Raw genomic sequence first — 23758 nt, 5'->3', positions numbered from 1 at the left:
TCCGGCAAATACCTTAATAAGAGATACCGGAATGACTTTATACTAATGAATGTGGATCAATCACGGCATTTTACCGTGCTGTCTGCTTGCCAAATTTCAGAACTTCACATTTGTTAACATCAACGTGCAACCTGACTGTATTCCCAAACAGCAAAAGCCGCAGAGCGGCTCCCTGTTTATAGCAATGAAAATCAATTATTAAATAATATCGATCTTGGCTGGAATTTGATTTTATTCTATTTTCTGCAATGAACAAGTTTGATTCTTCTGCCTAACATTATATTTGTAACTTTTATTTTGCAGTGTTATAAGTTCAGATTATTAAAAACCGAAAATTAGTGACAACCGGCAAATGTTTAACTTACTTTAAGTAACATTTGATAAAGCCGCTTATATTGCATTGCGACTACTTTTTCAGAATAAGAATTAATTACTTTTTGTCTTGCCTGCTTGGAAAGTACGCCGTTCAAATTATTTTTTAGCACCCAATTGATTCCTTCTGCAAGAGATTCTGAAGAGCCATAGACTGACAAATACCCATTTTGTTTATGTTCAATCATTTCTGATATACCTCCTACATCAAAACCGACAACTGGTGTACCACAGGCAAAGGATTCCATGATTGTATTAGGTAAGTTTTCTTCAAGTGAAGGTATCACAAAGACGGAAGCAGCATTGTAAGCAAGGCTAATTTGTGTCTCACTTGATAGATGTCCCAGAACATGGACAGGAAATGGCAGTTGCTTGAAAATTTCACAATTTCCTGATCCAAAAACAATTATTTCTATTTCATTGGCCGTTTCACTATTATGTTCTTTAAAAATTTGTAATGCTCTTTCAAAATAAATAAAACCCTTCTTAACAGCATCAATTCTCATAGCAGCGAACAAAATCAACATTTTGTTATCAGGCAGATTAAGAAATCGTCTTGCCTGAGATTTTAAAACAGGACAGAAAGTAGCAGTATCAATGGGATTTGGAATAGATGCTGTGTAACAATTAGCAAGCAAGCTACTGCTTTTGGCCCGGTTTGTCAGCCATTTGCTGCAACCAATAGCGGCAAATTCAGTATATGTCTTTTTTTTCAATAACCAGTCTTTATATGATATATCATTGCTAGACGGATTTCGTAAGAATTTACAGTTACCACATGATAATTGATAATTTTCACATTTACCACTATGATGACAACCGCCTGTAAAAGCCCACATGTCATGTAGCGTCCATACAATCGGCTTGCCTAACGATAGTAATTTTTTAAGGGAATGGATAGAAAGGAAACCAAAATTAATCCAGTGCAAATGTATTATATCTGCATTTTGAACAAGTGGATGTGAACTAATATCAATTCCTACAATACCACGATTGAATAAAAAGCGAATTTCTCTGGATTTTTCATACGGAAGAAATAACAGCCTTTCTGCAACGAATCTAAACCAAGCCATTTGTTTTTTCCAGCGTGTTGGTGTGAGTGATATAACAGAGGAGTTTTCAAGCTTCTTTTCCTGTGTTAAAATTACTCCATTTATGTTCAAATGCTTTTCAAGTGCTTTTTGCAATCTGGAACAGGCAATAGCGGCACCACCACTGCTGTCACTTGTGTTAATGAACACTACATTCATATATACGCCGTAATAATAATGTAAGGAGATAGTGCTTTACTTTCAAAAGGAAAAAATCTGATAGTTATTTTTAGTACAAACCAAGTCACGGTAAAGAATAAACGCATATATAGCGGTTGTTTCTTTTTATTTTCTAGCCACAACATAAATCGGTCGGTATAATAAATTTGAATATTCTTTAACCCCAGCTGATTACATATATTTCTCAGATACTCGAGATCCATACATTAAACAAAGTGCTTATAGTAATCATCTTGATCAAAACTTCTTTGAAACCATTTGTTAAGCCCACGAAAGTTTGGCAAAGTGATAAATAATATACCTTGGTCTGAAAGCAAGGAAATATGCTCGTTAATAATGTCTTTATTTTTGTAATGCTCAATTAGTTCATTAGACATCACCAAATCATTTTTTTTGTTAGAACTGTATTTGAACAGGTCTGTTTCTAAAATATCGATTTCACCTTTTTTAATGTTATTAGCTGCTTCCAGCTGATGTACAAGCTGCCGATATATTACAAAATTCAGTAACGTAACCACAATTGACACTTTCTTTCTTATCCAAGCTGAGTAATAGCCGAGAAAGCCTCCTATTTCAAGAAGTGATTCAATTTTGTTATGATCCATAAGCTTCTGCAGTAAAGACAAGAAAGGGTAATTATTGGGAATTTTAAAAATAAGCCCCGTCTTATTTTCCCAATAGTTTAGCCAAAATTGCCTGTCAGTAAGATTGTTCATGCTTTTGAAGCTCTAAGAACATTTAAGAAATTACATATCCTGCTCATTATTTTTATTTGCTGATGGCTGATGCATTTATGAAGACATTAATCGCAGACTAATATTGCTCCACAACTCCCAAATGGAATGTTTTTGCATTTGCATTTGCATTATCGCCAGAGCAGCGCCTTATGAAAACATTGCCGAACAAGCAATCAGTGTCAGGCTTGAATGAATTACTATTTTTAAAATTATTCATTATTATCAATGGCAATTTTATGTACACTTTAGTAGAACCAAAGTTTACAAGAACTTCATGAATTACAGTTCTCCATTTAGCCTGTAGCCAGCTTGCATTATCAAACGGCGGCAAAAGCATAGTAATTTAAAACAACGTCTCTTAATTGGTGTATAAAGACCTTGGGAAGAAAGCAGTAAAAGCGAGCTGACAATAGCAGATATTACAAAATTGTCAGGGTAAGGAAATTATTAATCGACAGGACAATTCCTACAATATTTTTAAAAACTAATGAATAATGGCAGAATAGCTTTGCAGCAGAAGTTTTAAATACCATATCCAACATAGTATTTATACAATAAAAATAATGTATCAAATACCACATCAGATATAAACTCGATTGGTTGCCAATCAATACCTAAGTTACTGCATGGCAATTTTGTTATACCGGATTCTGCCGTATTGCCAACTTCAAGTTTCTGATCCAGCCGCATAGCTGTTAGCATCCGGAATACTCAGGCCTGAAAAGGCCATTGAGGGCGATAATTGTTTTTTCTACAATCGTTCTGCCATCCTGTAATTCGATGTAGGGATTTGGGTCATTAGGGTAAATTTGCTTTATTATTCCCTCAGCCCGTTCCAGTCCGTTGATGTCCAGAATCATTTCTGCTTTTGCTCCGCGGTTTTTGCAATCTGTCAGCATTTCCATAAAGCTCTCATTGACCGATAATGTCGTACGTAAGTCCATGATTTTGTTGTTTACTTGCTTGTAAAGTAGTTAGATTAGGACACAATGTCCCTACTTGATTACGCCCTCAGTCAACAATTGGTTCAATGACTTTTTTCATTCTTTCAATCGTATCATCGTACCTTTGCGGCTTCAAAAAATGAGACGATGATTACAGTTGAAAATTTGGCCGTTGAATTCAGCGGTTCTGTCCTTTTTAGCGAAGTTTCCTTCGTGATTAATCCTACTGATAAAATTGCCCTTATGGGTAAGAACGGAGCGGGAAAATCCACCATGATGAAGATTATTGCCGGTGAACAAAAAGCCAATCGCGGCCATGTACGTGCACCCAAAGATGCTATCATTGCTTATTTGCCGCAACATTTACTTACAGAAGACAATTGTACCGTTTTTGAAGAAGCGGCCAAAGCGTTCAAACAGGTTTTTGAAATGCGTACCGAAATGGAAAAGCTGAACCTTGAACTCGAAACCCGTACGGATTATGAAAGCGATGAATACATGGCCATCATCGAACAGGTTACCGAACTGGGTGACAAATACTACCAGCTTGAAGAAGTCAATTATGACGCGGAGGTTGAAAAAGCGTTGAAAGGTTTGGGATTCAGGCCGGAAGATTTCCATCGGCAAACCAAGGAATTCAGCGGCGGATGGCGTATGCGCATTGAACTTGCCAAAATACTTCTGCAAAAGCCGGATCTGATTTTGCTGGATGAGCCGACAAACCATATCGACATCGAATCTGTAATCTGGCTGGAAGATTTTCTGGTGAATAAATCAAATGCCGTAATGGTGATTTCTCACGACCGTGCCTTCATCGACAATATCACCAACCGTACGATTGAAGTAACCATGGGCCGGATTTATGACTACAAGGCAAACTATTCGCATTACCTGATATTGCGCGAAGAGCGCAGGGCACATCAGATCAAGGCGTATCAGGAACAGCAGAAAATGATTGCCGATAATATGCAATTTATCGAACGCTTTCGCGGCACGTACTCCAAAACCAATCAGGTTTCTTCGCGCGAACGCATGCTGGAAAAACTGGAAATCATTGAAATTGATGAAATCGATAATTCAGCTCTGAAACTTCGCTTTCCACCTTCGCCACGGTCGGGTGACTATCCGGTTACTGTAAAAGATGTATCAAAATCCTACGGGGATCAGGTTGTGTTCAAAAATGCAAGCATGACCATTTCAAGAGGCGAAAAGGTGTCGTTTGTAGGCCGGAATGGTGAAGGTAAATCTACGATGATCAAAGCCATCATGGGCCAGATCGATGTGGACGGAACCTGCCAGCTTGGACACAATGTGAAGGTCGGCTATTTTGCACAGAACCAGGCATCGTTACTGGATCCCAACCTCACTATTTTCCAGACGGTGGACGAAGTTGCAGAAGGAGACGTAAGAACCCAGATCAAGAATATTCTGGGAGCCTTCATGTTTCAGGGTGAAGACATTGACAAGAAAGTAAGTGTATTGTCGGGTGGAGAAAAAACGCGCCTTGCCATGGTGAAGCTGCTTCTGGAACCTGTAAACCTGCTGATTCTCGATGAGCCTACCAACCATTTGGACTTAAAGTCGAAGGATGTTTTGAAAGAAGCACTCAGAAACTTTGACGGAACGCTGGTGCTGGTCTCTCACGATCGTGATTTTTTGCAGGGCCTGTCCCAAAAAGTCTTTGAGTTCAAAGACAAGCGCGTGATCGAGCATTTTGAAACCATTGATGCTTTTCTGGAACGAAACCGGATCAAAAGTATAGCAGATTTGCAGCTTGCGAAGTAACATTTCAGGACTTGCTCCAAGTAAATATGCCACTTCAAAGGCAGCTTTCAATTTGCTTCAAATTACAACATCCTGCGGATTGCAGATATCCAAATCGCCGGCATTCGGTCTAAATCACCGGATGCCGTTTTCAAAACCTCATTTCACAAGTATCTTTCCATCCAGGTTTCCGTTATACTTGGCACATTTCACAACATACTTCCTATCCGGCACATAGCCTTTTCTGATATTCATACCATATATTTCGTTTAACACTTCTTTTCACATCTTTACATAATGCATGCATTTTTCCGGTAAAGAGCTCTGAAGTGTTAAAAACATTTACATTAACTGCAAACGGATTCAGCAGAAGTTTTCCTTCCGTTTAATCTGTATATAGATGGCTTACCGGGTCTGTTCTGTATTGATATCTTCATGATGTGTACTTTATTGATGCAGATGTTATCTGAACGTATTGGGATGTAAACAGGATTTCCAGTACTCGATTATGGACGATAACCGGCCTTTCAGTTCACCGTAATTCTGAGGCTTTTGAAAATATCCCTGAATAGAGCCTTTATATGCCTCATTCACCATCACAGCACTCCCGGATGTTGTAAAATAGACAAACGGTATGGCTTTCTTCTTCAGTTCGGGAGAACTGTCAATGTAATCTCTGAGTTCTATGCCGTTCATTAATGGCAGATTTACATCACAAAGTATCAGGAAAGCCTGTTCGGTAGTCGAGCTAAAATACTGTATTACCTGTGGTCCATTTTCAAAAAAAAGTACTTGATTATTAACTCCCAACTCTCTCAAAGCTTCCAGGGTAATAAACTGATCGTCTTTGTCGTCTTCTACTATTAATATGGGTCCTGAAACTGACATAAGTTAAGATTAAATTTTGCACGGACTCTTTACTCCTTTGAGACTTCGGTGTTTCAAGCTGCAAAGGATTGCTAGAGACAGCCAATATAAAATAATACTTACAGTTCATAACTATTATTTTGAAACTTATTTATCGGTAGATATCAGACACCGTATACATATGCAAAATGAGCAGCGAGCATGTTCCGGCAGGTAGTTCAGCGATTTCCCTATTGATCGGGAATTTTACATTTCTGACCTGATCCGATAGACAAAAATTCCGGTGTCTTTTGGCAGTGGCAACTGCGATGTTGCCGGGGTGAAGTTCCAAGTTTATAATAACTAAAAACTAACAGACTTATAGACCAGTCGCAGCAAATCACGAAATATGAAGTCAGATGCCTTGGCAACGGCGTAAGCTAAAAACTAGACTAGCTGTATTGATACACGCAGTGATGGGCCACTACAAGCGGTCAGATACCTGGAAAGTAAGTCGCTTTCAGGTACTCCCGCAGCGAAGTTGGCCTACGGCCCAACAAACGCTCGACAGTATCATGCGTTCCGGCCAGCATGCCGTGTTCGGCGGCCGCACCCCACTGGCCAAGGAAGTTGGCAACGATTTCGGGAAAGCCCGTAGCTACTTTTTGTTCAATGTAAGGTGCCAATTCGCTGTTTTTGTATACGATAGGCCGGCCTGCCAATGCAGTAAATTCCTTGGCAATGTCGTGAAACGAATAGGCTTCACTCCCGGATAGCGTATACTCTTGATTGTCATGCCCTTCACTGGTCAGTAAGGCAGCCGTGACAGCAGCCAGCTCTGCCCGCTTGACAAAAGCGATCCTGCCTTCTCCCGCCGGAAAAAGAATCTCCGCATTCGGCACCTCGCTTCCAATCAGGTATCCAAGGCCTTCAAAGTAAAAACCGTTTTTGAGAATGGTATATACCAGTCCGGACTCTTTGAGGTAGGCTTCAGTTGTCAGGTCGCTTTCCGTAACTTCCTGCATCACAAAATCGGTACTGCGCTGGATGCTGGTATAGAAAAGGTGCTTTACTCCGGCTTCCCTCGCAGCATCAATAACATTTTGGTGCTGGTGCACCCGGTCGGTAAATGCCACGGCGGAAACCAGCAGCACTTTCTCGATGCCCCGAAAAGCTTGTACCAGCGAAGGATAGTCCAAGTAGTCCGCTTGCCGGACGTCTACACCCTGACTTACAAGATCCGTGGCTTTGCTGACGTCGCGCACCAGGACGGCAATTTCGGCAGCCGGGACGGTAGTGAGCAAAGATTCAATGGTTTGGTGGCCTAATCCACCGGTGGCTCCAGTTACTAAGATCATGATAAAAGAAATAAAATCAGTATATTTACTTGCAATTTGCAAGTGTAAAGATAAATAATAATACTTGCGAAATGCAAGTAAAAATAAATTTTCCATGAAAGAGCTAAAACAGCGTTCTACCTGCCCGATCAGCACATCACTTGACGTGCTGGGAGATAAGTGGACCCTGCTCATTCTGCGGGATATGGTGTTCGCAGGGAAGTGTACTTACGGGCAATTTCTGCAGTCAGCAGAAAAAATGGCGACCAACATTCTGGCCGACCGGCTAGTGATTCTGGAATCGCAAGGCATCTTAACCAAGGCCGTGGCTGCAGATAAGAAATCGAAATTCACCTATCGCCTGACGGAAAAAGGAGTTGACACTGTCCCGATTATCATAGAGCTCATTCTGTGGGGAGCCAAGCATTGCCCGACCGTCATCGACCCGGGATTGCTGGAGGAACTCCAAAATGGCAAAGACGTGGCCGTTGAGAAGTACCAACGGCTTGCCCGCGAAAAGTCCCTTGCATAAGCAAGGGATCTCTCATAGTATTGCGGAAGTCACACTTTTTCAGACCTGCAATATATTTGATTGCTTTATGCAACACTCTATGCTTGATTGATCGTAGATTTTCGCTGGTGGTAACAATGCTGCCTTGATATTATGCATAGGGTTGATCACTGAGTATTCTGACAATAAGCTATTTTCGTAAAAAACATATCTTCACATTAAAAAGACTTCGGCTGCAAGGCAAAAAAATCTAAATTCCCGGGCCGTAAAGCTTACTTATGATCAGTATTTAGTTATATCATTCCTGTAATGCATACTTATTTACCCTTTTTGCTTGCAATGGTATTTGCCATTGTACTACTGAACATGCTGGCGAATAAGCTTAAAATTGCTTATCCGATACTGCTCGTCGTTGCAGGTCTGCTCATTGGTTTTCTTCCGGGATTGCCCATGGTAAGGATTGATCCCGACCTTATTTTTTTCATTTTCCTTCCGCCCTTGCTCTTTGAAGCTTCCTGGTCGATCTCTTTTAAGGAAATGAAAAAATGGTGGCGCATCATTGGCAGCTTTGCATTCCTTGTCGTCTTTTTTACAGCGATGTCAGTAGCGGTGGTTGCCTACCATTTTATACCCGGATTCACACTTGCCCTGGGATTTTTACTGGGAGGGATTGTATCGCCGCCAGACGCGGTGAGTACCGGAGCCATTACCAAATTCGTGAAAATACCAAAAACCACGTCAGCGATACTGGAAGGCGAAAGCCTGCTCAACGACGCCTCATCCTTGATTATTTTCCAGTTTGCATTAGTTGCTGTCGGCACCGGACACCTTGTTTGGCAGGATGCAGCCGTGAGTTTTTTATGGATGGTTGTGGGTGGTACAGGAATCGGCTTGCTGCTGGCATGGGGATTCGTTCAGTTGCATAAACGACTGCCGCTTGATGCGCAATCCAACATTTCCCTGACTATCATTGAACCCTATTTCATGTATTGGCTGGCCGAACAATTTCATTGTTCAGGCGTACTGGCCGTCGTAAGCGGAGGATTGTTTATGTCGGCAAGGCGACTTGTTTTCCTGAACAGTACCAGCCGTATCCAGAGTTTCAGTGTCTGGGGAAGTTTTGTCTTTATTTTAAACGGCACTGTATTCCTTCTCATCGGATTGGAACTTCCTGAAATCGTCGAGGGTATGCGGGAAAAAGGCATTCCTTTACATACCGCCATTGGTTCCGGCGTACTCATCACAGGTGTACTCGTTATAGCAAGGATCATCAGTTCTTATGCCGCATTGCTGGCCACTTACCTTTTCCGTCCCGGCGTGATGCCGCGCGCCTCATCCAATCGCAGACGATGGATGATGCCAATGCTGCTCGGCTGGACAGGTATGCGTGGTGTTGTATCGCTTGCTGCGGCCCTGGCTATCCCCATCACCCTTGGCAATGAAACGGATTTCCCGCAACGTAACCTTATTTTGTTTATTACTTTTATCGTCATACTTCTAACGCTTGTTGTGCAAGGGCTTACCCTTCCCTATCTGATCACCCGGTCGGGGCTTTTTGAAGGAATAATAGAAGAAAAATCGGATGAATTAATCAGAAAGGAAATGAAACAAGGCTTGAAACAGCATGTCTACCTCTTTCTAAAAAGCAAATACGACAACGAGCCCAATGAACACGAAGGCATGGAGCAATTTTTGAAACAGTGGGAAGAGCGTGCGAAAGCTACCGACGATAATTGGATGAATCAGAAGACCAAATTGATTTTTCTTCAACTACTTGAAAAACAAAGGGAATATCTCACCGAGTTGAACAAAGATCCAATGATTAACGAAGAAATCATTCGCCAGCAGTTGTTCCAGATTGATCTGGAGGAAGAGCGGCTGAAAATGATCTGAACCCTGCCAGGAATACAAGAAAGAATAGCTGTTCAGAAGAAGATTAATTCACAGAGTAATGGTCAGCATGATTGCATTTTGACGCATATCTTGCTGCAATGAGATTATTAGCTTTGTACCTGGAGAGTGTTCAGAATTCCTAGTTTGCGTATAAGATTACACGGGTATGTTATTTTAAACGCTGACAGAAGAAAATAGAAAGCGTTCATTAAGCAGCCAAGGGTTGAGTTATGGCAGGAGCATAAAAGTTTCTGATCCGGAACATGAAAACTTTATACTCAGGTTGCAGATAGGTGCCGGTTTACAGCCAGACATTTTTAAAAACTCGTGAAGTGCAATTCATTTTAGCAAATCCTTCGGCAATTCAGTGATGGGCTCAACCGTCAGGTCCCGGTAAAACACTTCCGCACCCTCAGACTGAAGTTGTATTTGCCCCTTTGTCAAAGGTTCTTCACGCCCGTCAATGATATGCCGGGTGTTCGTCAGTATCATATTCACCTTGCCATTGATCACGTGAATGGAAGTTCCGCCCAAACAATATAGATCAATGGTGTTCCAATCGCCCAATTTCAGCTCATTGTCAATACTTTTCAGACAGGACCTGCCAACGGGAGTCTTGTCTTTAAAAACCACCTTTGGCGCACCTTTACGGTAGATGTACTTCCCTTTTTCATTTTTCTCGGACTCGATGTCGGCCAATACATCCGATACGCCCCAATAATCTCCGCAATCCCCTTCCTGAACCTGAAATTCAAAAGATTCTTTCCAAAGAAAAGAGGAACCATAGTCACCAACGCTGTGAAAAAGCAAGCCGCTATCGCGTGGCGCACTGAGTTTGGGAGGCCACTTTTTCTTTCCCCACTTAAAATGCAGACGTAAATGATAATTCTGATAAGCATCCAAGGTTGTGATTGCTCCAAAAGTCTCACCCGAAATGCGTATCGCAGGCTTTCCGTCCTCGGTAACCACTGAAAAAACCTGGTTTGGATCTTTATTTAAACCGATTGGCAAACCTTTACCGTCCTGGTCTGCCCGGTCAAGATACGTTTCCCAGCCCGTCAGGTCCTTTCCATTAAAAAGAATCTTTGAAGATTTATTCTGCGCTTTGAGGCCACCGGCGAACAGCAGCATGAAGGAAATTGCGAATAACTTCATGCAAGGGCATTTTTGGATAAAATTGAAGAACAACATTATGGTTTTTATTAAACATGGTTGACAAACAAAGCCAAATAACTATGGATGCAAGAGCAGCAGCAAACGTAGCTGCATGTTGACTTGGCAACTGAATGCTGATAGCGGATTATCATCCCATGTACGGCAAAAAGAAAATTTCATTCAAGTATTTGGGCATGGTCTTAAAACAATATAAACAACCAGTTCTACTAGTGCAATGCAGGTATACTGGAAGACTCTGCTGCTTTTATTTAAGACAATGAGTTTCTTTTAAGAAAAGCGTATGCATGTTGAGAAAAAATGGCTGAAAACCATCTGTATGCTGACAATAATACAAGTGTCCGCTGAGTACAATCTGGCGGAAATCGCCAAGGAATGCAATGCTGACCAGTTTCTACTCAAACCATACATTTTCCTGGCCTGCTCAATGAGGTAAGCAACTATTCAAATTAACAGATCGATGCACAAGCAAGAGTGATTTCAAATTTGAAAGAGAGAAGCCGTAATATTACATTTCTCATTGCGGAATGCCAGGATCTCCGTTTAATGTAATCGTTTCCCTGCATCCTTTGTAGAAACCACGAAATATAATTACTGAAAAACGCCTGGTTATTAGACTGTACACACTCCACTGGCTTTGTCCGGGTCCACCGTAGATTTCGTACATTTAAAAAGATGTTACTAGTCTACAATTTTTTACTCTCACTTTGCGTCGGAACAAAGGCATTGATTAACTAACTTAGTGGAGTAAAATCACATTAGTAACTTAATGGTTTTTGCCAAAGAGCCTTTGCCGAATTATGAACAGCATACCACACGATTTCTGCCATATTACTGCCCAACAGCGTACCCTACTCCAAAACGAAGCCTTTCAGGCGGCCATCAACGGAGAATCTCTGGTCAACGTCTTGAACATCCTCGCTCAACTGGTCAAACTCGAATTGGGCAGCGACGTGCGTACAGCCTTTTACCTGGCCTATCCTGACGGCAAACGCTTGCATGCCATCGAGGGAGCGGGCGACATGGCCCCCTCCTACACAGCCCCCTTAAATGGCTTTCCCGTTAGTGACGACTCGTTTTGCAGCGGCTATGCCATCGCCACCGGCCGGACCGTTCACACGCCGGATGTGTTCAAAGACCCGCACTGGCAACCCTATTTGCCTATGGCTATCGCTCATGGATTTTGCGCTGCGAGCTCTTACCCCATCCTGACCCGGCAGGGCAAAGCCATCGGAAGTTTGGCCCTCTACTTTCCCCACTTTCATCAGGCCACGGCCCAAGAAGAGTCTCTGGCCAAGGCCATTACCCAGGCAGCGGTCATTATCCTTTCCCAAGATACCCAAACACTCGAACATACCCGCGCCCAGGAAGCATTAAGTAAAAGCGAAGCCGAGTTTCGGACCATAACGGAAGCCGCTCCAGCGCTGGTCTGGGTCTGTTCAGCATCAGGGGAAAACATTTATTTCAACCAACGCTGGTATGACTATACGGGCCAGACCTATGAGCAGGCCAGTGGGCATGGATGGATGTTGACGATGCATCCCGATGATGCAGCTCGTATTCTGCCCTACTGGCAACGCTGCCAGCAGACAGGTGAATCCTATGAAGGGGAGGTACGCTATGAACGGTACGATGGCGTGTATCGTTGGCACATCTTCCGCGCCCTGCCTCGCCGCAACTCAGCCGGACAAATTGAAGCTTGGTACGGCCTGAGTATTGATACTGATGATGCCAAACAAGCACAGGAAGGGCTCCTGAAAGCCGACCGGCGCAAGGATGAGTTTCTGGCCATGTTGGCTCACGAGCTACGTAACCCCATGTCCACCATCCGCTCAGGACTTCACATTCTGGATTTAACCATCACCGAAGATATGAACCGGTCGACCTTAGAGATGATGCGTCGCCAAACGGAGCATTTGGTCAGGATGGTAGATGATCTGCTGGATGTAAGCCGCATTGATCGGGGCAAGATTGACCTCAAGACCGGACGGGTCAACTTGGTTGAGATCGTCGGTCAGGCCGCCGAATCGGTGCATTCAGTTTATCAGCAACAGGGAAAGCGCTTGCACATTGACCTACCCCAGGCTGCCATCTATCTGGAAGGCGACGCCACCCGCTTGACCCAGGTGGTAACCAACCTGTTAACCAATGGAGCCCGCTATACGGGTGAGCGAGGACAGGTGTGGGTTAGTGTAAGATACCACAACAACGAAGCAATTCTTCAGGTAAGGGATAACGGTATTGGTTTGGCGACTGATCAACTATCGGCCATCTTTGAGCTGTTTGTACAAGTGGATAATTCACTGGCTCGCTCGAAAGGAGGCTTAGGCTTAGGCCTGACATTAGTCAAGCGGCTGGTGGAGATGCATGGGGGCCGCGTGGAAGCCCAGAGCGAAGGGATAGGCAAAGGTAGCAGCTTTACGGTTCATCTGCCGATGTTGGGAGTTACTGGGATGCAGCTAGTAAAACCTGCCCTGCAAATTGCGGAGTCAGCCATAGCCAAGCGAATTTTAGTAATCGATGATAATGCAGATGCAGGCTTAATGATGGCAATGCTGTTAAACATCAAAGGCTATGAAGCCCATACCCGAACGAGTGGTCGGGCAGGCATCGAAGCGGCCCAGGAGGTTCAACCGGCTGCTATTCTGCTGGACATTGGCATGCCGGGTTTAGATGGGTATGCCACGTGTGGTCTCATCCGTCAGCAAGCTTGGGGTCAGGCTGTGGTTGTGATTGCAGTAACAGGGTATGGTCAGGATGGAGACCGTCAACGAACCAAAGAAGCAGGTTTTGATGGACATCTGGTGAAGCCTGTGGATCTGGAATCAATGACATCATTGCTCACCGGTTTGCTCGACAAGCGTTATAAATCCTTGGAACAGCACTAGTCCTGACGACCTTTTTCAGATTGCTCATGTACTTGATTGCCGAGTTATAATTACAGCCTCTTGCACTCCGAAGCCAGAAATTGAATTCAGTTAATGAATTCATAATTCAAGTCCTAGATCGCCATGTCATCCTTCTTGTACTTACACTTGATAAAGGAGGCAGTATGCTCCTTCGCGGTCTTGTAGCGCTTCAAAGTTAGTGGTGCGAACTCTTGATCGACAAGTGCTTCCTATCTGCTCATTGTGATGCGCAAAAACTTTAAGGATCGTTCGGGTTTCGTTGCTCTTGCCGAGCAGAATGTTCTTCAGTCCTTCCGCAGAAATTTCTTTGTCATCCTCTGTAAAAATTTTCTTGGCCTGGTAAACTTTGGCAGTGAGCATATCCAAGCATGCATTAATCGTCTTGGCATCTTCCTTGTTTCCGGCTGGGCGTCCAACTGAGAAATTCCACCTTTCGGTATTCCATAGCTTTTTGGTAGATAGCTTGGCGACCTTGCCATCGACGGTAATTCGCAGATAAATGTAGCGAACTGTTCCTATTTTGGTTTCTGGCGGGCTTTAAATAGAAAAGCAGACCGAATGTTCTTTGATATAATCTAAAAAACAAAAATGCCAGCAAATCATTGATTTACAGGCATTTTGTTTGACTTTGAACTTATTTCAAGGGAGGGAGACGGGTCTCGAACTTTGCCTTTAATCGACTCGTAATCAAGGTCTTGCCTCCTGTATTTGAGGTAAACTACACGAAAGACTCACTATTTTTTATACATATAGTACAACAGTATATTTGTTATGTATAATTCTTTTAGCGAAAATTGAGTTGTTTGGGGTCGGGTTTCGCTGGTTTTCTAGTGCGTTTTCGGGTGGTTTTTTGTGTTCAAAGTTTGGAAATGCCTGTGGTTTTTGGTCGCGGTAACTGCGATTTTGCTAACGTAAAAATAAGAAAAATACGTTTGCCATTGAAACTATAAATCTAATCCGGCGTTGTTTGCGAATCAGATATTTCATTTAAGTATACTTCTAATCTTTCCATAAAAAGATCATACGAAGGAATTAGCTCTGAGATGGAAATTCTTCGGTTCCAGCTTCCCAGCTTAAGAGGATTAGGTGCAAGTCCGGTAAACATCACCGCCGTTTCTGCACAAAAACTGTAATTGATATTGGATGGAATGTTTAAGGCTTCAATCTGCTTTTCAGCATAGCCTAACATGATTTGACCCTTTTTATCAAAAGTCATAATACTAATTCTAAGCCCGCTTCCGGCCGGATCAGGGAATTGGAGTCCAAAACTGGATGCGTTCCATTCAACAGTTAGGCCAATTTGTTGACTATCTGTTATAACCTTTTTCACAAAATCGACAGTGTAGGAATTTGTGTTTTGCAGCAGCTGCTCAAAATAGTCCTGAGCTGAAAGTGTGGTTCGTCCTGATGATCTCCTGTGTAATGTTTCTGGTTCAGTCCCCAGGTCGCTGTCAATATCTAAGGTTAATCCAGTAGAATAGTCTCCTTCTACACGTACAACAGCCCTTGTAATTTCCCTTGTTCTGGTCACGACTTGCGGAATGATTAACAGGGAATCAATAGAATCGCCAAGCCTGTATACTTGCAGTTCGACCAGTGCCAGAGTAAAGTGTAGCTGGGGAGTTTGTGACAGATACTCGACCATTTCTTCAACGCTTTCACGAATTCCGTCTCCAACAATTAAAAGTAAGATACGTCCTCTTCTTAGGTTTTTGTTGATGTTGTCGATCAGCGTATGTTCCTCTATATCTTCGCAACCCGGATGTCTGCGAACCTTCGCGACAACTCCTTCAGAAGTTTGATCGTAACGTTTCAGGCTAATATCCAAATCAGAGAAAGTCCATTTACTTAATTCTTTGGCATAGTCCAGGATTTGTCCGACCACTTCTCTTCTTGCCTGTGGATTCCGCCAAAGTTTTGTTTCTACAATTGTTATATAGCCATCTGGTGAGATGAGCAGGTTATCAATATACCCAGACTTGGTTTTTATTTCCCTGCCCATAGAAATTGCATTAGCAAATCCGGATTCAATTTCACTGATTGGAAGAAGGGAAGCGTTTTCATGTATGAGTTTTTGCAGCCAGCTTTCAGAGAATTCATTGCTAAAGAGCGATACTCGTTCCATGCTTCGGGTTGCATTATTCAAGATCAACAGGGGCTGCCCAGTCTGTCTTTTCCAATTTGTTGTCATAATTTATAAATTACTGTTCGTCGGAAGGGATATCAAAGCATACTCATCCAGTACTTGTTGGAGGTTTTGAAGATTGGTCAAGATGCGCGACATATCAAGATCCTCATCCGTAGTCGATGGAAGAGCATTCACCGCAATAGCAAGCGTCGACGTATTTCCCAGCCTAAATTTTTTTGGTTTAGCAATCAGGAGTCCATATCTAGACGCCAATTCTCCTAGCTGGGAACATAGCTGGTTTAAATAATCGATGTTAGGTGCCCTGCCTTCAATTTTGATTTTGACCTGTAAATCAACCTTAATCTTATTTTCAATCTGGATATACAATTTAAAGTCATTAATCTGTACCCAGTGATACCAAAATCCCCAAAAACCGCCAGTAGGATTCGATACATAGTTCCAATCAGTCCATTCAGGGAGAAGCTTTTGTAAATTAAGGTAGAACCCTTGGGCGGCACTTTCGTCGGTTTTTACTGCCTCGAAGTTGGAACAAGAATCTGTTAGCTCCTGCAACCTTGCTAGATATGATCGAAAGTCATTAAAAATATCGTTGTTTACGGGTCGGGCATCGAGTATTGCGAGAACCGTCCTTCTATCAATGATCGTATATCCTTCTTGGCGCTTAATCAGATCCAACGATGAAAGACTTTCATTCCCTGTTTTGAGGTATACAAATGTGAGCTTGTGTGGCTTTCCACCGAACTCACTTTCAACGAGTTCTTTATAACGTGCTAGTTGATTCGAATGCCTGCCGGTATTGGTTTTATCTTCTATACTGATGAAATACTCACAATTAATCTCTGCCCAGACATCGATATTTTGCCGTTGCCTACCAACCTCTACTGTCGTTATGGCGTAAGTATCAGTTTGCCCAATGAGCTTCCTCACAAAATCCTGTGCAGTATGATTCAGATTTGTGTTTACGCCTCTATACTTTTGATCGGCCCATTGCAATAGCCAAGCAAAGAACGCATCCTGAGTTAATTCCTTTGTTGCTAGTTTAAAGATGTTCGGGGTTTGGGTTTCTTTCATATGTTTTTTGGAGGACTTTGAATACTTTGTAAAAGATCTATGTCAAACTGTTATTTTAGCAAGTAATAGTTTTTTGCAATTTTATCCGAATACTATTTTAAAACTCACCCCATGCAGCAAGGCCTTTACGAGAATTTGATCACTAAGCTTATCGACTCAAAGATAAGCTCCCTCGATAAACAGCAATTCTATGTAAAGGAAACTCCTGTCGAAAAGAGCGAGGTCGCTCGCGTGCTTAGCCAGCATGTAAGTGGGTGTTTGAACTACGCATTAAGCTTAATCACGGGAGATGACAGCATTGAACATCAAATTGATCTGTCAAACAAGATTATCAGGGTACTTCGAACCGAGTTGGATCACACAGATTTCGAGGATGACTTGGTTTCAATAAATGGAAAAATCCTGCATGCTGTATTCGCGAAAATGGATGCGCCTTTCTCCGATTTTGAAAAACATATCAAGGAAATAACTCCATTTACAGGATTGGGACAAAGCGAGTTATTCACAGGTTCTAATGTCGGTCTTTCGCTTGAAAGTGAGTTGAAAAAGGAAATATTGTCTTCTGATAAGATATACTTCCTGGTTTCCTTCATCAAATGGTCAGGAATCAGAATCTTTCAGAAAGAACTGGAAGAATTCACGCGTAAAGGTAATTCCCTTAGAATTATCACGACCTCCTACATGGGTGCGACTGATCTGAAAGCGGTAGAGTTTTTAGCCAGCCTGCCCAATTGTGAAGTAAAAATCTCATACAATACGGAAAACGAGCGACTACATGCTAAATCTTATCTGTTCTTCCGAAATACTGGCTTCAATACGGGCTACATTGGTTCATCCAATATTTCAAGGAGCGCACTAACCAGCGGATTGGAGTGGAACCTGAAAGTAACAACTCAAGAAGTTGGTCACATCATAGATAAATTCGCGAAGACTTTCGAAACATATTGGCAAGACGGAGAATTCGAATATTTCCGGTCAGGTGAACATTCGGAGAAACTAAAAGCGGCCCTCGGAAGAGAAAAGAACAAAGGCCAGGTCGAAGGGACTTCTTTCTTTGATATAAAGCCTTTACCGTTCCAGGAGGAAATTTCAGAAAAGCTCTTAGCAGAGAGACAAATTCATAATAGGAATAGAAATTTGATTGTCGCTGCAACCGGTACAGGCAAAACGGTAGTCTCGGCATTTGATTTCAAGAACTTTCTTAAAACGCAGCCTCACGCGAGACTGCTTTTCGTCGCACATAGAAAGGAGATATTGATGCAGGCAAGGGCTACTTTTGCGGGCATTCTACGTGACAACAACTTTGGCGATCTCTGGGTTGACGGCATTGAGCCAGACAATTACGATGTCGTGTTTGCGTCCGTGATGACTCTTGCAAATCGCATGGAGGAGCTACCGCTTTCGGAAAGCTATTATGACTTCATTATCATTGATGAAGTACACCACATCGCCGCGAATAGTTACCGCCCGATTCTAAATAAATTTAAGCCGAAGGTGCTTCTTGGCTTAACCGCGACTCCCGAGCGTACCGACGGGGCTGATATTCTGGCAGATTTTTGTGATACAATTGCAGCCGAAATCAGATTGCCTGAGGCCATGAACAGGAAACTGCTTTGTCCATTTCAATATTTTGGAATTAGCGACAGTACAGATTTATCTAACGCAACCTGGCAGAATGGACGCTATCTCCCAAGCGAGCTGACGAAAATTTATACGCACAATGATCTTCGGGTGGGAGAAATAATTAATCATTGCAGAAACTATCTCACAGACTATGAGGATGTCAGGGCATTGGGTTTTTGTGTCACTCGGGAACACGCCATTTACATGGCGGAAAAGTTTTCATTAGCTGGGCTAAAAGCGGATTACCTTATCAGCGGAGGCGACCGTGAAGAATTGAGATCCACCATCAAATCTAAATTGTTGCGAAAGGATATCAACTACCTCTTCGTGGTTGATATCTTCAATGAAGGTGTCGATATCCCAGAGATTGACACAGTGCTGTTTTTACGGCCTACCGAAAGTTTAACGGTGTTTCTTCAACAACTTGGTAGGGGTTTGCGACTTTCAGAAAGTAAGGAGTGCTTGACTGTTCTTGACTTTGTTGGCAATGCCCGGCCGGAATACGATTTTGAAGGCAAATTCAGAGCGCTTATAGGTAAAACCAATACTTCTACGCTGGAAGAACTCGAACGTGATTTTCCACATTTGCCATTGGGATGCTCCATTGTTTTAGAAAAGAAGGCAAAGGAAATCATTCTCAAAAATATCAGGTCGGCAACTCAGCTCAATACAAATCAGCTCGTTGCCAAAATCGCCAATTTCCGGCATCAAACCACAATGCCTTTATCGCTTAAAAACTTTGTCGCTTTCCATAACATTCCGCTGCAAGCGATTTACAAGCGAGCGACTTGGAGCAGACTTTGTCAGTTAGCGAATCGATTGGACGATCTATCGCCCATCAATGAGGAGGAGACGAAGCGCACGATACTGAAAAAGTGGCTCTGCTGTAATTCATTCAGCTATTTGTCATTCATTCTAAGGATGGCGAAGCAGAAGTTTCAGGTAGATGCAAATACGTTGCCGGATCATGAAAAATTAATGCTAACCATGCTTCACTACGACTTTTGGCAAAGCCCAGGCGGAGCAGAGGACCTATCGGCAAGTATTGCAAAAATTGGAAGAAATGAACAGCTAGTGAGTGAAATGGTCGAGCTGCTCGAACTGGTGATTGACAGAATTTCGCACATCGAAATGGACACTGATCTGCCTTTCGTTCAACCACTCAAAGTACATAGTCGATATTCGAGGGAACAGGTCCTGGCCGCTTTCGGAGAAAGCACATTTGAAAGAAAATCAAGCAACCGCGAAGGGGTTGTAAACCTGGAAGCAAAGAATGCCGAGCTGCTGCTCATAACGCTGGAAAAGACAGAAGCAAATTACTCTCCGACGACATTGTATAACGATTACGCAGTCAGTGAAAAGATATTTCACTGGCAATCTCAGAACAACGCCCGGCCTGAAACTGGCAAGGGGCTATCCTATGTAAAGCAAAAGCAAACGGGGAAATCGATTCTTCTTTTTGTGCGGGAGAAGAACAATGATGAATTCAATAATACGATTGCCTATGTCTTCCTGGGCTTGGCGGATTATATCGACCATTACGGAGCGAAGCCGATGAGTATCAATTGGGCATTGCGCGAGTCAGCTCCGCATTATATCTGGAAGGAGATGGCGAAGATGGCGGTTGGGTAAGCACTTATGTAATATTTGTAATTTTAACTACGCAATAGAGGCCTTAAATTGACAAATTCAGAATTGATAAATGTGAAAAAATTGCATTTAGGTTGCTTGCCGCACTCTTTGCTCTTTCCTTAATCGCTAACGTTGTCAATTACTTAATACGACTTAACACGCTAATATTTCAGGATAATTTTATTGAAGGATTCAAAACCGATTCAATGTTATCCGCAAAGTACAGAGCGTACTCAGATCATGAATTATCATACTCAACAAGCGAACTTGACTCAGATAATCTCCGTTTTGAGCTAATTATCTTTGGAGCCAAAGGTTATATTACATACTCCGGATATGCGAAAAGGGCAAGTAAGGGGGAATAGATATCAGTCAGGATCAAAATCGAGTAGAGAAATAAGGGAATGTTCACAGCCGTTTTTTCTTATTAATTATTTTTCGCCTCATCGCAATCGCCTGTTCTCACACAAAGCAAAAAGTGACGGGGTTTACCCTTGGCTGCAAATTCATTGGCGGTTTAAGGAGCGGCAACAGCCGTGGTAAATAGCCTTATGGATTTGCAGTCGTCACTTTTTGCTTTGTACCTTTCGTTGCGCTGTGGTGCAAGCGCATTCAAATCGCCTCTGCTTTTGAGTTTTGTGCCCAGTATACCAAGCTAAAAGCTTTGTTTGTTTTTCGGGTTACGTTTCCTCACAATCTTGATAAACTCCCACGTACTTCCTCCGATCAAAAAAAGGCCAAAGGCTGCCACAAGCAGGTAGAGACCAGTGTAATGTTTGACTTGCCCGGATGTGGGCAGAAATGCTCTGCCACTAGCTTGGTCAAAATAAACTGCAATGGTATCGACGCCTAACAGGCTTCGGTAGTATTTCCTGCCCATATCAAATTGATAGGTTTTCCCCAGGTACTCCGCGTAGACCTGATCAGGATATTTAACTGTTCCTGCTCCCCTGGTTCCGTATGTGATCTTCATGCAAACAACGGGTGCATGCGTTGACATGTCGTCCTGCCATTTCGCATCAATGTACATCATGTAGGTCATTGTAATAAAGCAAGCACCTAGAAGGAATAGCGTAAAGAAACCTTCGTACGGTCTGAATTCATCTCATTAAACAGAAAACGAACTTTCAGATTTCTATATGTTGGCTTGAAATGAAAGTCGCTTGCTTTAATCGGCACCCCAACCCGGTTACCGTCTTTGTCCAATACTCGGTATAAGATGCCATTGTTCTTTCTGATCCTGGAACCCGCTGAGCCAATGTCCGCCGCAACATTATATTGATTGAGCACCGCATTAAATTCGCCCATCGTGGTGAACTTGTATTCGTTGAGAACTTTGTCGAGCACATTGGCAATGGCTTTCTTGGTTTCTGATTTTCCATACTCTGCTTTGATGATGATAGGTTTTAAATTAAACTCCTGCGCTTTACGATCTTGTGCCTTCACCAAACCAAAGTCTATCTCTATCTCTTTCCTGGTTTTCTCCGATTGATTTTTGCCCAGGTTGTGTAGTGAGATCCGGCTTCCATCCGCTTTGATGTTGGTTGTCACTAGATGGACGTGGGGGTGACCGGCATCCCGATGCTCGTATACGAGGGCGGGTTGCTTTTCAAAACCGATTCCTTTTAAATAGGCTTTTGAAATCTCCGTGAGCTGTTCTTTGCTCAGCTTTTCCGACGGATCAAAGTTCAAGGACATGTGAACCATATTGACCTTTGTCCTTTTGTTCAAAGTCAGCTGCCTCTGAATTCGGTTCAGCTTTTGATCAAAACTCAGGGCATTCGCATCCTTAGGATAGTTGATGGCAGCAATACATTCCGCTTGTCCCTGTTTCAGCTTGTTTTCATTATAATGTAGCACTGACCGAAGTCGGCTGCTGGTGTGGATCACTGCAACCATTGATCTGCCAGTTTATCGGTTTGCGATTTGATCTTATCCAGAACTGAAAACAGGAATGTCTTCTCAGCTTCGTAGCTGGCAATCCAGTTTCTGAATTCTGAAATTTGGTTGACGGCATTGAGGCGTTTGGTTGCCTGATTGAAGTTGTTGCCGAGTCGATTAAGTTCTTCCCGCAACTCCGACAATTCATCGATCATTTGATCTTGCGAACCGTTTCTTTCGATCACGGTTACTGGTCGGTTGAAGATTAAGAGCCGCAAAAATTCACTTAATTTCCGGCAGGTGGTGCGGCCACGTTTGGCTTCCAGATTGGCGTATTCTTTGGGTGTTAACCGGAAGATTACAAGCTTTGTCTTGTTCGATTTTTCTTCTTTCATCACGATCCTATCTACACTTTCAAACATTAAAAAACTCCTTTAAAAACCTGGACCGACTTTGGAGGGGAAGGCCAGATCGGGTGCGCAGCAACCGGCGATTGTATTACAATCGTACATCTGGCCAGACGCGCAAAGCAGGCGGCTCATTTGGATCTTGAAGTCTTCAAAATTGGATGCTGAGCCGATATGTGAATCTAGTTTATTGAAATGAGATTTACCTATCCTATGTAAATTTGCCTTAGGATCAAGAGCGTTTCAGGCCGATAAAGTCAGTCTGATTGAAATATTTGTGTTGAGCCGAAATTGGTCGAAATAAGTCGAAAATGTTTGTGTTTGTTCGAGAATTTGTAAAGGCGCCATAGTTTGTTCGAAACCGTATGTTACTGAATCAGGTTTACAGTTAAAAATTCAATTGCATGTTCAAAGTTGAAAAAAAATATAAATTACTATTACCTTCGTAGTAAATAACTATATCTAAAATTCAATAATTATGGTAGTATATGAATAATTTACTTTAAATATTACTATTCTAAATTTGTTTTATAACTATCATTATGTTAAATAGAATTTCTAGTCAAGCTAGAATCTTCTTGTCCTATTAAATGTTAAACCAAGTACCTATGTATTTCCCTCGTTTGTGATTTAAAATCTTCATCCAAAATCATTCGTGTTCAGCAATGTATAATTATCAAAATAAATTATTAAAATTACAACTAAAGTTGGCTGATATCAATCTGATATGTTAAACAATCAGCCATGAATAGAATTGTACTTTTTGTCCTGCTATTATTTGCTTTTACAAACTGCAAAAAAGACGAACGCGATCCAATTTCCAGCTTTGCTAATATCGCAGGTACCTGGCGGCCAATAGAACACACTTCACCTGATTCTGTTACAGTACCTGTGACCAATGCCGAATCTAATATTGTTGTATTTAGATTTGATGGTGTTATGCTAAATAAGAATGGGTATCTGCCATGTTGCGCACCCACTTCCTATACAGTAAATGGTATTTCCATGCAAGTAAAGCCCTTGATCCCCGTGGAGCTTGATCCAATTTGTGCTTTGGTCAACTGTGCTTCATGTCCAAACTTTCGGATAGTGAAAAACAAACCGAATGAGCTGACAACCTATTGTGGTGAATATTCGACCAGATTTGTCAGAGAGAGATAATGTGAATCAAAGGTATATACAATACTTAAAAGGATTATAAAAGTCTGACTTCGTAAACAAACACCATCATAAAAATA

At 42.4% G+C, this 23758-nt stretch carries 18 protein-coding genes; 6 read left to right on the top strand and 12 right to left on the bottom strand.

What is annotated here, in order from left to right:
* Window positions 1–356 precede the first annotated feature (356 nt).
* The 3 genes from FEM55_RS17315 to FEM55_RS17305 all read right to left on the bottom strand — a co-directional run bounded on the left by FEM55_RS17315 (window position 357) and on the right by FEM55_RS17305 (window position 3324).
* Window positions 357–1622: a glycosyltransferase gene (locus tag FEM55_RS17315; protein ID WP_138282660.1), complete on the bottom strand. Its 1266-nt coding sequence runs from the start codon at window positions 1620–1622 to the stop codon at window positions 357–359.
* 227 nt (window positions 1623–1849) lie between these two features.
* Complete coding sequence (locus FEM55_RS17310) at window positions 1850–2359, bottom strand: class I SAM-dependent methyltransferase (protein WP_138282659.1); 510 nt, start codon at window positions 2357–2359, stop codon at window positions 1850–1852.
* 716 nt (window positions 2360–3075) lie between these two features.
* On the bottom strand, window positions 3076–3324 hold the full coding sequence (locus FEM55_RS17305; RefSeq protein WP_138282658.1) for a hypothetical protein: 249 nt from the start codon (window positions 3322–3324) through the stop codon (window positions 3076–3078).
* Window positions 3325–3471: 147 nt separating this feature from the next.
* Here FEM55_RS17305 and FEM55_RS17300 point away from each other — a divergent pair, with 147 nt between their 5' ends.
* Entirely contained in the window at window positions 3472–5109 is a 1638-nt protein-coding gene (locus FEM55_RS17300) for an ABC-F family ATP-binding cassette domain-containing protein (RefSeq protein WP_138282657.1), read from the top strand.
* 441 nt (window positions 5110–5550) lie between these two features.
* On the opposite strand, the gene FEM55_RS17295 is transcribed toward FEM55_RS17300, so the two are convergent.
* The gene (locus FEM55_RS17295; RefSeq protein WP_138282656.1) at window positions 5551–5976 is read right to left on the bottom strand and encodes a response regulator; all 426 of its coding nucleotides are present in this window, start codon (window positions 5974–5976) and stop codon (window positions 5551–5553) included.
* Window positions 5977–6428: 452 nt separating this feature from the next.
* Complete coding sequence (locus tag FEM55_RS17290; RefSeq protein ID WP_138282655.1) at window positions 6429–7292, bottom strand: SDR family oxidoreductase; 864 nt, start codon at window positions 7290–7292, stop codon at window positions 6429–6431.
* A gap of 94 nt (window positions 7293–7386) precedes the next feature.
* Here FEM55_RS17290 and FEM55_RS17285 point away from each other — a divergent pair, with 94 nt between their 5' ends.
* Complete coding sequence (locus FEM55_RS17285; RefSeq protein ID WP_138282654.1) at window positions 7387–7803, top strand: winged helix-turn-helix transcriptional regulator; 417 nt, start codon at window positions 7387–7389, stop codon at window positions 7801–7803.
* A gap of 288 nt (window positions 7804–8091) precedes the next feature.
* Complete coding sequence (locus FEM55_RS17280; protein WP_138282653.1) at window positions 8092–9675, top strand: Na+/H+ antiporter; 1584 nt, start codon at window positions 8092–8094, stop codon at window positions 9673–9675.
* A gap of 339 nt (window positions 9676–10014) precedes the next feature.
* On the opposite strand, the gene FEM55_RS17275 is transcribed toward FEM55_RS17280, so the two are convergent.
* On the bottom strand, window positions 10015–10830 hold the full coding sequence (locus FEM55_RS17275) for a 3-keto-disaccharide hydrolase (protein ID WP_138282652.1): 816 nt from the start codon (window positions 10828–10830) through the stop codon (window positions 10015–10017).
* An 818-nt stretch (window positions 10831–11648) separates the two neighbouring features.
* Between FEM55_RS17275 and FEM55_RS17270 the strand changes: the two genes are divergently transcribed.
* On the top strand, window positions 11649–13736 hold the full coding sequence (locus FEM55_RS17270; RefSeq protein ID WP_138282651.1) for an ATP-binding protein: 2088 nt from the start codon (window positions 11649–11651) through the stop codon (window positions 13734–13736).
* Window positions 13737–13877: 141 nt separating this feature from the next.
* Here FEM55_RS17270 and FEM55_RS25220 read toward each other — a convergent pair whose 3' ends face one another.
* From FEM55_RS25220 to FEM55_RS17255, 3 genes are all read right to left on the bottom strand, one after another.
* Window positions 13878–14246, bottom strand: coding sequence for a hypothetical protein (locus tag FEM55_RS25220; RefSeq protein WP_374756481.1), 369 nt, complete (start codon window positions 14244–14246; stop codon window positions 13878–13880).
* Between the two features lie 463 nt (window positions 14247–14709).
* Complete coding sequence (locus FEM55_RS17260) at window positions 14710–15882, bottom strand: PDDEXK family nuclease (protein ID WP_138282650.1); 1173 nt, start codon at window positions 15880–15882, stop codon at window positions 14710–14712.
* 69 nt (window positions 15883–15951) lie between these two features.
* Entirely contained in the window at window positions 15952–16977 is a 1026-nt protein-coding gene (locus FEM55_RS17255; RefSeq protein WP_138282649.1) for a PD-(D/E)XK nuclease family protein, read from the bottom strand.
* 111 nt (window positions 16978–17088) lie between these two features.
* On the opposite strand from FEM55_RS17255, the gene FEM55_RS17250 reads away from it, so the two are divergent.
* Entirely contained in the window at window positions 17089–20232 is a 3144-nt protein-coding gene (locus FEM55_RS17250) for a DUF3427 domain-containing protein (RefSeq protein WP_138282648.1), read from the top strand.
* 655 nt (window positions 20233–20887) lie between these two features.
* Here FEM55_RS17250 and FEM55_RS17245 read toward each other — a convergent pair.
* From FEM55_RS17245 to FEM55_RS17235, 3 genes are read right to left on the bottom strand one after another with little or no spacing between them, the layout of a single operon-like run.
* Window positions 20888–21265, bottom strand: coding sequence for a hypothetical protein (locus FEM55_RS17245; RefSeq protein ID WP_138282647.1), 378 nt, complete (start codon window positions 21263–21265; stop codon window positions 20888–20890).
* Between the two features lie 26 nt (window positions 21266–21291).
* The gene (locus FEM55_RS17240; protein ID WP_229209313.1) at window positions 21292–22131 is read right to left on the bottom strand and encodes a relaxase/mobilization nuclease domain-containing protein; all 840 of its coding nucleotides are present in this window, start codon (window positions 22129–22131) and stop codon (window positions 21292–21294) included.
* Complete coding sequence (locus tag FEM55_RS17235) at window positions 22119–22508, bottom strand: plasmid mobilization protein (RefSeq protein ID WP_138282646.1); 390 nt, start codon at window positions 22506–22508, stop codon at window positions 22119–22121. Before FEM55_RS17235 ends, FEM55_RS17240 begins: the two co-directional genes overlap by 13 nt.
* A gap of 756 nt (window positions 22509–23264) precedes the next feature.
* Here FEM55_RS17235 and FEM55_RS17230 point away from each other — a divergent pair.
* Entirely contained in the window at window positions 23265–23681 is a 417-nt protein-coding gene (locus FEM55_RS17230; protein WP_138282645.1) for a hypothetical protein, read from the top strand.
* Window positions 23682–23758 lie beyond the last annotated feature (77 nt).

It is taken from the genome of Dyadobacter sediminis (genome assembly GCF_005860765.1).
Classification (GTDB): domain Bacteria; phylum Bacteroidota; class Bacteroidia; order Cytophagales; family Spirosomataceae; genus Dyadobacter; species Dyadobacter sediminis.
Note: the sequence above shows the minus strand (reverse complement) of the source record. Positions and strands in the feature narration are given on the sequence as shown.

What these genes read in the sequence shown, in the direction of transcription:
- FEM55_RS17275 (WP_138282652.1), bottom strand. Translation starts at nt 10,830, where the DNA reads ATGAAGTTATTCGCAATTTCCTTCATGCTGCTGTTCGCCGGTGGCCTC.
- FEM55_RS17230 (WP_138282645.1), top strand. Translation starts at nt 23,265, where the DNA reads ATGAATAGAATTGTACTTTTTGTCCTGCTATTATTTGCTTTTACAAAC.
- FEM55_RS17240 (WP_229209313.1), bottom strand. Translation starts at nt 22,131, where the DNA reads ATGGTTGCAGTGATCCACACCAGCAGCCGACTTCGGTCAGTGCTACAT.
- FEM55_RS17260 (WP_138282650.1), bottom strand. Translation starts at nt 15,882, where the DNA reads ATGGAACGAGTATCGCTCTTTAGCAATGAATTCTCTGAAAGCTGGCTG.
- FEM55_RS17300 (WP_138282657.1), top strand. Translation starts at nt 3,472, where the DNA reads ATGATTACAGTTGAAAATTTGGCCGTTGAATTCAGCGGTTCTGTCCTT.
- FEM55_RS17295 (WP_138282656.1), bottom strand. Translation starts at nt 5,976, where the DNA reads ATGTCAGTTTCAGGACCCATATTAATAGTAGAAGACGACAAAGACGAT.
- FEM55_RS17290 (WP_138282655.1), bottom strand. Translation starts at nt 7,292, where the DNA reads ATGATCTTAGTAACTGGAGCCACCGGTGGATTAGGCCACCAAACCATT.
- FEM55_RS17245 (WP_138282647.1), bottom strand. Translation starts at nt 21,265, where the DNA reads ATGATGTACATTGATGCGAAATGGCAGGACGACATGTCAACGCATGCA.
- FEM55_RS17255 (WP_138282649.1), bottom strand. Translation starts at nt 16,977, where the DNA reads ATGAAAGAAACCCAAACCCCGAACATCTTTAAACTAGCAACAAAGGAA.
- FEM55_RS17310 (WP_138282659.1), bottom strand. Translation starts at nt 2,359, where the DNA reads ATGAACAATCTTACTGACAGGCAATTTTGGCTAAACTATTGGGAAAAT.
- FEM55_RS17270 (WP_138282651.1), top strand. Translation starts at nt 11,649, where the DNA reads ATGAACAGCATACCACACGATTTCTGCCATATTACTGCCCAACAGCGT.
- FEM55_RS17285 (WP_138282654.1), top strand. Translation starts at nt 7,387, where the DNA reads ATGAAAGAGCTAAAACAGCGTTCTACCTGCCCGATCAGCACATCACTT.
- FEM55_RS17235 (WP_138282646.1), bottom strand. Translation starts at nt 22,508, where the DNA reads ATGAAAGAAGAAAAATCGAACAAGACAAAGCTTGTAATCTTCCGGTTA.
- FEM55_RS17280 (WP_138282653.1), top strand. Translation starts at nt 8,092, where the DNA reads ATGCATACTTATTTACCCTTTTTGCTTGCAATGGTATTTGCCATTGTA.
- FEM55_RS17315 (WP_138282660.1), bottom strand. Translation starts at nt 1,622, where the DNA reads ATGAATGTAGTGTTCATTAACACAAGTGACAGCAGTGGTGGTGCCGCT.
- FEM55_RS17305 (WP_138282658.1), bottom strand. Translation starts at nt 3,324, where the DNA reads ATGGACTTACGTACGACATTATCGGTCAATGAGAGCTTTATGGAAATG.
- FEM55_RS17250 (WP_138282648.1), top strand. Translation starts at nt 17,089, where the DNA reads ATGCAGCAAGGCCTTTACGAGAATTTGATCACTAAGCTTATCGACTCA.